Below are 8,536 nucleotides of genomic sequence, written 5' to 3'. Positions count from 1 at the left end.
CTTGCGATTCGATCTCATGACACACCCTCCTGGTCCGTTAGGATATATGGTGTGTCCTCAAAAGTGAAGATAGCTCATACCTCCGCACAGCCAGTGGCCCCTCCCCCCGGAGGGGGGAGGTCGGGAGGGGGGCCGGTTTAGGAACAAAGAGCTAGTGATCCGACGCGCTGGCGATGCCGATGCCGGTGTTCTGGCGCACGTCGATCTCGTCGAACATCTCCTCGGCACGACGCTCCCTAAAGAGGAGACAGCCGAAGACGGCAGCCAGGAAGCCCAGCGGGATCGAGACGATACCGGGGTTCTTGAGCGGGAAGATCGGGGCGTCCAGGCCGACCATGGACTTGCCGTCCTTGTTCTTCACGTACTCCGCCCGCGATTTATCCAGGGCCAACAGCTCCTTCTCGGCGAGCACCGTGCCCCCGGCCTGTTTCTTCTCCAGGGTCTCCACCACCTTCTTGGCGTCGGCGGCGATCTTTTTGGGATAGGTCATCACCGGCGAGACCATAACCAGGACCAATGCGGTTAGGGTACCCACGACCAGGCCGGAAACGATCCCCGCCGTGTTGAACTTGCGCCAGAACAGGGACAACATGATGACCGGGAAGTTGCCGGAAGCGGCGACCGCGAAGGCGAGCGCCACCAGGGCCACCACGTTCTCCTTCTCCGCCATGAGCCCCATGACGATGGCCGAGCTTCCCACAAACAGGGAAGTGATACGGGCGACCTTCACCTGCAGCTTCTGATCCGCCTTGCCGTCCTTGATGATGTTCACGTAGACGTCGTGGGCGATGGCGGCGGAGGCGGCCAGCACCAGACCGGAGACCACGGCGAGGATGGTCGCGAAGGCGACCGCGCAGATGAAGGCGAGGAAGATGTCGCCGCCGAGGCTCCCCGCACCACCACCCATGTGCTGGGCGAGGAGCAGGGTCGCCATGTTGCCCCCCTTATCCACGGCGGAAATCGCCTGCGGAGTGAGGTAGAGCGCGGCACCGAAGCCGATCACGCTGATCATGAAGAAGAAGCTGGAGTTGAGGAACAGGGCCACGATGATGGATTTACGCGCGTCCTTGGCGCTGGGGACGGTGAAGAAGCGCATCAGGATGTGAGGCAGACCGGCGGCACCGAGCGCCCAGGCGAGGCCAAGCGAGATCTGGTCCAGGGGATTCTTCAGGAACAGGCCCGGCTCCAGGAACCTCTGGCCGTAGTCGACGCCGGGTTTCGCGATCACGTCCTTCAGCACGTTCATGCGCACGTGCTCCTGGATGGCGCCGTTGCTGGCGACCTCGGTGAAGAAGCCGACCGGGTTGAAGCCCGCCTTGATGGCGACCAGCAGACAGAGGACGGTGGTCGCGCCCATAAGGAGCGAGGCCTTGATGATCTGCACCCAGGTGGTGGCCTTCATGCCGCCGAAGACGACGTAGGCGACCATCAGCGCGCCGACGCCGATCACGGAGACGCGGTACGGGATGTTCAGGAGCATCTGCATCAGCTTGCCGGCGCCGACCATCTGGGCGATCAGGTAGAAGATGGAGACCGTCACCGTGGAGAGCGCCGCCACGCCGCGCACCACCTTGGGCGAACTCCGGAAGGAGAGGATGTCGCCCAGGGTGTATTTGCCGGCGTTGCGGCAGGGCTCGGCGATGACCAGCAAGATGGCGATGAAGGAGAACATCGGTCCCACCGCGTACATGAAGCCGTCGATGCCGTAGAGCGAGATGAGGCCGGACATTCCCAGGAACGAGGCAGCCGACATGTAGTCTCCGGCGATGGCCCAGCCGTTCTGGAAGCCGGTGATGCCGCCGCCGGCGGTATAGAAATCCGAGGCGGTTTGCGTCTTCTTGGCGGCCCAGACCACGACGCCCATGGTGACCGCGATGATCAGCGCGAACATGCCGATGGTGATGCCGCGGTTGGGGGTGATCTTGGCCGGGGCGGCGCCCCCCGTGGCCGGCGTGGCCACGGCCTTGGCGGCGACGTTAGCCGCGGGAGGCGCTGCCTGGGCAGGTGCTGCGGTGGCGGGAGCGGTGGCCTGAGGAGCGGCGGCGGTGGCGGCCTGAGGTGCGGCGGCGCCGGCGGGCGCCTGGGCACACACGGCGGCCGCGCCGAACATCGATAGCGACAGTGCTACGGTTAAAGCGGCGATCCTCTTTTTCATACCTGGTCCCCCTCTTTGTTTGTTGGACGCGTCTATTGCAAAGCTTCCAGAAGCTGCTTGGTGAGCCGGTCGAAGGTCTTGTTGGCCACGTGGGCGTAATAAACCGCCACCCCGATGGCCATGACGAACTGGGACAGGATGAAGAGGTAGCCGAAGTTGATGGGGCCGATGACCTTGATCCTGAAGGCCTCCGGGAAGTAGCCGGAGATGACCGGGAGCAGGAGGTAGTAGATGGTCGAGATGATCCACCAACTGAAGAGGAAGTTCCGTTTCTTGCGTTTGAGCTCGATGAACTTGTTGTGGTTGGCGATTGCTTCCCATTGCGTTTTTTCCGACATGGCCGTCACTCCTTCTGTTAGGGTTGCCAGCGACTGAAAGCGGTGCGCCGCTTCCTTGTTCATTCCCCCCGCCTGCGCCAGGGGGGCCAATAGCTCCAGAAAAGGGTCGGGATTCAGGGGCGGGCGTAGCCGAACCTGGCGGAGAGGAGTTCGGCGCTCAGGCGCAGGGATGGGATGATCTCCTGCTCCAACCTGTCCCCCAGCAGCCGGAACGACGGCCCGATCAGCATCAGGGCGCCCACCACCTTGCCGGCGTAGTCACGGACCGCCACCGCCACGGTCACCACCCCGTCCCCCATGCCGCTGCACTCGACAGCGACCCCGTGCTCCCTGATCTGCTCCAGCTCGACCCGCAGGGTGGCGAGGTCCGGCCCCTCCCCTCTGCCGCCGCGCCACCTCCGACCGATTTGCTCCAACAAGTCCCACGAGTCGATGGCGCGCATCACCTTGCCGGCGGCGTTGGCAAAGAAAGGAAAGCGCCTCCCCACCAACCGCTCCCCCCGCTCCTGGCAAGGGGGATCGACCATGTCCAGCAAGAGCACCTGGTCGCCGTTGGGAACCGCCATGTAGATCGCCTCGTTGTGCCGGCGGGCCAGGGCTTCCAGTACCGGGCGGGTATCCTTCAGGATGGTCACCTTCAGATCGTCGTCATGCTCCGACAGGAGCGGGCGGATTATCGGGGCGAGAATCCTGCTGTTGCGGGCGTTTTGCAGCAGGGTGCGGGCCAGTTTCCTGGCGCGTCCCTCGTCGTACTTCCCGCTCTGGACCGCGCACGCCACCAGCCCCTTGTCCTCCAAAAGGGCCAACAGGAGCCTGGTCCGGTACGGGGTGATGCCGGCCTGGCGCGCCAGCGCCGACAGGGAACACCCCTTGCCCCTGGCCGCCACTATCTCGAGGAGCTCGACCGCCTTTTGCAACTCGTCGTGGGAAAGCTCGCCTTTGTCCCTTTGCATCCGTCCACCTCTCAGGCTCAGCTAGTTCCAGTTGTCGATCTTCATGGTCCCATTCTCAGCGAGGTGCTGCTGCATCTTGAACACCTTGAAGAGCAGGTGCGGCTCGTGCCCGACGTTGCGCTCGCAGCACTCCCGCTTGGCACGCTCGAAGTACTCCTGCATCAGCGGCTTGTAGTCGGGGTGGACGCACTTGGTGATGATGGTCCTGGCCCGTTCCTGGGGCGAGAGCCCGCGCAGGTCGGCGAGCCCCTGCTCGGTGACCAGGACGTCGAGGTCGTGCTCGGTGTGATCGACGTGCGGGGCCATGGGGACCACGCAGGTAATGCCGGTGGGATCGGTCTTCGACGGGCGCGTGGAGGGTGTGTGCATGATGGAGAGGTAGGCGTTGCGCAGGAAGTCGCCGGAGCCGCCGATGCCGTTGATCATCCTGGTTCCGCCCACCAGGGTGGAGTTGGCGTGGCCGTAGATGTCGAACTCTACCGGCGTGTTCATGGCGATCACGCCGAGGCGGCGGATCGGCTCCGGGTTGTTGCTGATCTGCATGGGGCGCAGCACGACCTTCTGGACGTAGAAGTCCCAGTTGTCGTAGAGCCGCTTGAAGCCGTTCTCGGAGAGAGAGAGCGAGGTGGAGGAGGCGAAGTCGAGTTTCCCGGAGTCGAAGAAGTCCAGCATGGTGTCCTGGATCACCTCGGTCCAGACCTTGACGTTGGAGAAGGGACCCTTGACCATGCCGCCCACCACCGCGTTGGCGATGTTGCCCACGCCCGACTGCAGCGGCAGGAGGTTCATCGGCAGTCGGCCGGCCTTCACCTCGAACTGGAAGAAGTCGAGGATGTGCGCGGCGATCTGTTCCGAGGTCTCGTCGGGTGCGGCAAGGGCGCGCCCACGGTCGGGCAGACGGGACTCCACGATGGCGAGGATCTTGTCCGGATCGCAGGGGACGTAGGGGGAGCCGATCCGGTCGTCGACCCGGCTGATCAGGTAGGGCTTCTTGTAGGGAGGACGCTCGGTCATGACGATGTCGTGGATCCCCTCAAACGACGGTATCGCGGTGTTGATCTCGATGATCAGCTTGTCGGAGTGCTGGATCACCTCGGTGGCGCAGCCGATGGAACCTCCCAGGATGATGCTGCCGTCCTCGGTGATGCCGCTCGCCTCGATGAGCCCCAGGTCGAAGCCGCCGCCCCTCTCCTTGGTGTAGAACCCGTAGGCCAGATCCTGCGCGTAAACGGAGAGGTGCTTGTCCCCCATACGCACCGTGCCGTTGTTCACCTGCTTCTGCACCACCTTGCCGGTCTGGTAGGGCCAGCGCTTGTCCGTCATCAAGAGCGAGGCCCAGCGGTCCTCGATCTCGGCCCCGATGGAGGCACCGATGAAGAGGTTGAAGCGCATCTTCCCCTGAAGGTTGTTCTTCTCGACGTAGTCGGCCAGGGCGGCCGGCACCACTTTGGGATAGCCGACCGGGGTAAAGCCGGACCAGCCCAGGTCCATGCCGTTTCGGAAGAAGGGAATGGTGTCGTCTGCGTTCATGATTCTCGAATGCAAACTCGTCTTTCTGATCCTTTTATGCAGTTCGCTCATTTAAACCTCCGTTATTTAATGAGTCAAATTAGCAGCTAGTTATTGAGGCGTCATTTACATTACCACCCGATATTAATGGTGTTTGTACCAGACCAGATATATCAAAACAGAAGTTTGACATTGCATCTATAGAAGGGTTATGGGCCACCGGCAGCCCCGTATCAAGTCGCCAACATCGCTGCCGGCACCAGTTACCCGCAGCTACGCTTGCCCGAGCTATTTAACGCCTAGGTAAATTCAAATCTCGTCACAAGCCTGTCTTCACAGCAACAAACCCAGCAAGTCACGGTTTTACCATCCTTTTATCAGGCTAAAGACAGATTGCGATAAAAAAATATCAGTCGTTTACGTTAATGTCAACCATAAATAAAACAGAATTATATAAAAATGACACAAGGGGTTCCTTGCGCCGGTTCCGGCGCGTTTCCCCTGCATGGAGTATTGGTTGACAAATCCTGGTGCTTAGCTGAATATGTCTGAATTTACGTAAAGGTGAAGCAAATGACGAATGTGCAGAAGGAAGGCGAGATCATTGTCTCGATCAGCGATTTGGCGAAGGAATTGGAACTGACAACGAGGACCCTACGTTATTGGGAAGAGGTGGGGATAGTTGAATCGGTGGAGCGGCAAGACGGCGCCACCAGGGGATACACCCCCTACTATGTCAGAAGGATAAAGTTCATCATCAAGCTCAAAGAGTTGGGGTTGACCATCAAGGAAATGCAGGATCTCTATGCAGCGTACGGAGATGCCAAGCAGACCGAGAAGATGATCCCGCGGCTCATCGAGACACTGGACCTGCATGTCGCCAAGGTGGATGAAAAGGTGGCGCAACTCGCGTCGCTAAGACAGGATATCGTGGGGTATCGGCAGAAGATGATGAAGCAGTTCGCGCTTGCCAACGAAAGGGAGCAGTGAGGAACTTCAGGGTGAGGTGACCTAACTACCCCGCAGCGTTTCCTTCAGTTTCCTGCCCAGCGATTGCAAGTCGAAGGGCTTCTGAATGAAATCCCTCCCCTCGTCCACCACACCACGCTGGGCCACGAGGTCCTTGGTGTACCCCGACATGAAGAGAACCTTGAGACCGGGACGAAAAGCCTCGATGGCATCGACCATCTCCTTGCCGTTCATCCCCGGCATCACCACATCGGTCAAGATGACATCTATCTGCGTCCCCGCGTCCCTGCAGATCGCGATGGCCTCGTCGGCGCCCGAGGCGTGGATCACGGTGTAGCCCAAGTCCCTCAGGGCACGCAGCGTCATCTTGCGCACCAGCGCATCGTCTTCGACCAGCAGCACGGTTCCCGACCCCGCCAGCGCGGCTTCGGCCGCCCCATGCTCCCCGACCGCGGCGCCCCCGGCGAACCGCGGGAAGTTGATCTGGAAGATGGTCCCCTGTCCCGGTTCGCTGTACACGTTGATGAAGCCGTTATGCTGCCGCACGATCCCGTACACCGTCGCCAGTCCCAGCCCCGTCCCCTTCCCCACTTCCTTGGTAGTAAAAAAAGGCTCGAAAATGCGATCGATGGTGTCGCGGTCCATGCCGCAGCCGGTATCGCTCACCGAAAGCTGCACGTAATCTCCCGGGGCTGCATCCAGGTGGTACTGGCTGTAACTGCTGTCCACCTTGACATTGGCCGTCGCCACCGTGAGCACCCCGCCGTTTTCCATGGCGTCACGTGCGTTGACCGCGAGGTTCACCAGGATCTGGTCCAACTGAGTTATGTCGGCGTTGACCGGCCAGAGCTCGGGGGCGGGTTGGAAGGTCATCTTGATGTCCTCGCCGATCAAGCGCCCCAGCGTTTTCTGCATCTCGGCGAAGTGCTCGTTCAGGTTCACCTCCCGCGGCGCGATCACCTCGTTGCGTGAGAAAGCAAGCAACTGGCGGGTGATATCGCTGGAGCGCTTGGCGGCATGGATGATCTGATCCAGGTCCTGCCACAGCGGGCTTCCCTCCTCGGCTTCGCGCAGCGCCAGTTGGGCGCAGCCGAGAATGACGCTCAACATGTTGTTGAAATCGTGCGCCACGCCGCCGGCCAGACGGCCGATCGACTCCATCTTCTGCGACTGGAACAGCTGGGCTTCCAGCAGCTTGCGCTCGGTGATGTCCTCTTTGACCGCCAGGTAGTGGGTGATGACGCCGTTTCGGTCCCGGATGGGGGAAACGGTGGCGTGCTCGGAGAATAGCTCGCCGTTCTTCTTCTTGTTGACAAACTCCCCTTCCCACACCTTGCCGCTGGAGATGGTCTGCCAGAGCTTTACCGACTCCTCGGGCACGGTCTTCCCCGACTTCAAGAACCTGGGGTTTCGCCCGATGACCTCCCCGAGGGTGTAGCCGGTCAGCTGGACGAACTTCGGGTTGACGAACTCGATGCGTCCGGAGGTGTCGGTGATGACGATGGAGACGGGGCTCTGTTCGACCACCTGGGAGAGCTTGCGCAGGGACTCCTCGTCGCGTTTTCGCTCGGTGATGTCCTGCATGATCCCGTCGATGTGCGCGAGCTCGCCGCTGTCGTCGAAGGTGGGGCGGGTGCTCAGGTTGACCCAGATCTTGCTGCCGTCGTTGCGATAGAACTCCACCTCGAAATTCTTCACGTTGCGGCGCTGGTTCATCATCCCGTAGAGATCGTCGCGGCGCTCCGGGTCAACGTAAAGCTGCGGACCGATATCCACCACGTTTTCCAGCACCTCTTCCGGCGTCTGGTAGCCGAGGATGGCGGCGGTAGCGGAGTTGCAGCTGAGAAACTTCCCCTCCGGGGTTGTCTGGAAGATCCCCTCCATGGCGTTTTCAAAAATGCCGCGGTACTTGGCCTCGGCGAGCCGCTCCTGTTCCAGCGCCTTTTTCATGCCGGCGTAGTGGATCAGGTTTTCGATGGCGGAGGAGAGGAGCCCCACCAGGTTGCCGATGCCGAACAAGGCATCCTCGCTGTCGCTGACCCTGCGGTTGAACTCCGCGTTTTCGGCGGAATTTCCTACCGCGATCAGGACGGCGGGATCGGCGGGATTGCCCAGCGGGCATAGGAGATACTCGTTCATCAAGAGCTTGGCGCGGTACTCGGAGAGCGCGTGCTGCCGGGAGCCTTCGGTGCAGATACGGTAGTTTTCACCGAGAAAGAGCGGTGCCAGGAAGGGGGCCTTCTTGGGGATGCTGAGGGAGGAGACTGCGCTCTCTTCCTCCGCATCGTAATAGCCGTCCCAGGCGCACACCGCGTATGCGGCCCCGTCGCCCGATTTCTGGAAGATAAGTACCCGTTCGTAGTTGAGGCAGTTGATGACGAAGCCGGCGGCGAGTTCGAAAATGACCGAGAGGTCGCCGCAGGTGGAGAGCTTGCGGCTCAGGTCGTAGAGCTCGCTGTACTCCTTGACCTGGGCGTCCAGCTTCTCCTGATAGTCGTAGAGCCTGCTTTCGGCCTTGACCAGCCGCTTCACCTGGTCCGCCAGGATCTCGTTCTCCCGGCGCAGCTTCTCCAGCTCGGCTGCCGCGATGTCTTTTACGGATTCGCTCATAC

6 protein-coding genes are annotated in these 8,536 nt (G+C 61.3%); 1 reads left to right on the top strand and 5 read right to left on the bottom strand.

Features of this window, described 5'->3' with window-relative positions:
* Positions 1-151 precede the first annotated feature (151 nt).
* From JFN90_RS21455 to JFN90_RS21440, 4 genes are all read right to left on the bottom strand, one after another.
* Positions 152-2,155 carry a solute symporter family protein gene (locus tag JFN90_RS21455; RefSeq protein ID WP_199397172.1) on the bottom strand — a complete coding sequence of 668 codons (2,004 nt, stop codon included), beginning with the start codon at positions 2,153-2,155 and terminating at the stop codon, positions 152-154.
* Positions 2,156-2,187: 32 nt separating this feature from the next.
* Positions 2,188-2,493: a DUF485 domain-containing protein gene (locus tag JFN90_RS21450; RefSeq protein ID WP_199397171.1), complete on the bottom strand. Its 306-nt coding sequence runs from the start codon at positions 2,491-2,493 to the stop codon at positions 2,188-2,190.
* 113 nt (positions 2,494-2,606) lie between these two features.
* The gene (locus JFN90_RS21445; protein WP_199397170.1) at positions 2,607-3,446 is read right to left on the bottom strand and encodes an IclR family transcriptional regulator; all 840 of its coding nucleotides are present in this window, start codon (positions 3,444-3,446) and stop codon (positions 2,607-2,609) included.
* 21 nt (positions 3,447-3,467) lie between these two features.
* The gene (locus JFN90_RS21440) at positions 3,468-5,027 is read right to left on the bottom strand and encodes an acetyl-CoA hydrolase/transferase C-terminal domain-containing protein (RefSeq protein WP_199397169.1); all 1,560 of its coding nucleotides are present in this window, start codon (positions 5,025-5,027) and stop codon (positions 3,468-3,470) included.
* 501 nt (positions 5,028-5,528) lie between these two features.
* Here JFN90_RS21440 and JFN90_RS21435 point away from each other — a divergent pair.
* Positions 5,529-5,945 (top strand): MerR family transcriptional regulator, encoded by a 417-nt coding sequence (locus JFN90_RS21435; RefSeq protein ID WP_199397168.1) that lies wholly within the window; start codon positions 5,529-5,531, stop codon positions 5,943-5,945.
* A 21-nt stretch (positions 5,946-5,966) separates the two neighbouring features.
* On the opposite strand, the gene JFN90_RS21430 is transcribed toward JFN90_RS21435, so the two are convergent.
* Entirely contained in the window at positions 5,967-8,534 is a 2,568-nt protein-coding gene (locus JFN90_RS21430; RefSeq protein ID WP_199397167.1) for a hybrid sensor histidine kinase/response regulator, read from the bottom strand.
* Positions 8,535-8,536 lie beyond the last annotated feature (2 nt).

Source organism: Geomonas propionica (genome assembly GCF_016458235.1).
Taxonomy (GTDB): domain Bacteria; phylum Desulfobacterota; class Desulfuromonadia; order Geobacterales; family Geobacteraceae; genus Geomonas; species Geomonas propionica.
The sequence above is the reverse complement of the archived record's forward strand: the minus strand, read 5'-3'. Positions and strand labels throughout refer to the sequence as shown.

Excerpts from the sequence above, each read along its gene's own strand:
- JFN90_RS21455 (WP_199397172.1), bottom strand. The coding sequence starts at position 2,155 with ATGAAAAAGAGGATCGCCGCTTTAACCGTAGCACTGTCGCTATCGATG.
- JFN90_RS21450 (WP_199397171.1), bottom strand. The coding sequence starts at position 2,493 with ATGTCGGAAAAAACGCAATGGGAAGCAATCGCCAACCACAACAAGTTC.
- JFN90_RS21445 (WP_199397170.1), bottom strand. The coding sequence starts at position 3,446 with ATGCAAAGGGACAAAGGCGAGCTTTCCCACGACGAGTTGCAAAAGGCG.
- JFN90_RS21440 (WP_199397169.1), bottom strand. The coding sequence starts at position 5,027 with ATGAGCGAACTGCATAAAAGGATCAGAAAGACGAGTTTGCATTCGAGA.
- JFN90_RS21435 (WP_199397168.1), top strand. The coding sequence starts at position 5,529 with ATGACGAATGTGCAGAAGGAAGGCGAGATCATTGTCTCGATCAGCGAT.
- JFN90_RS21430 (WP_199397167.1), bottom strand. The coding sequence starts at position 8,534 with ATGAGCGAATCCGTAAAAGACATCGCGGCAGCCGAGCTGGAGAAGCTG.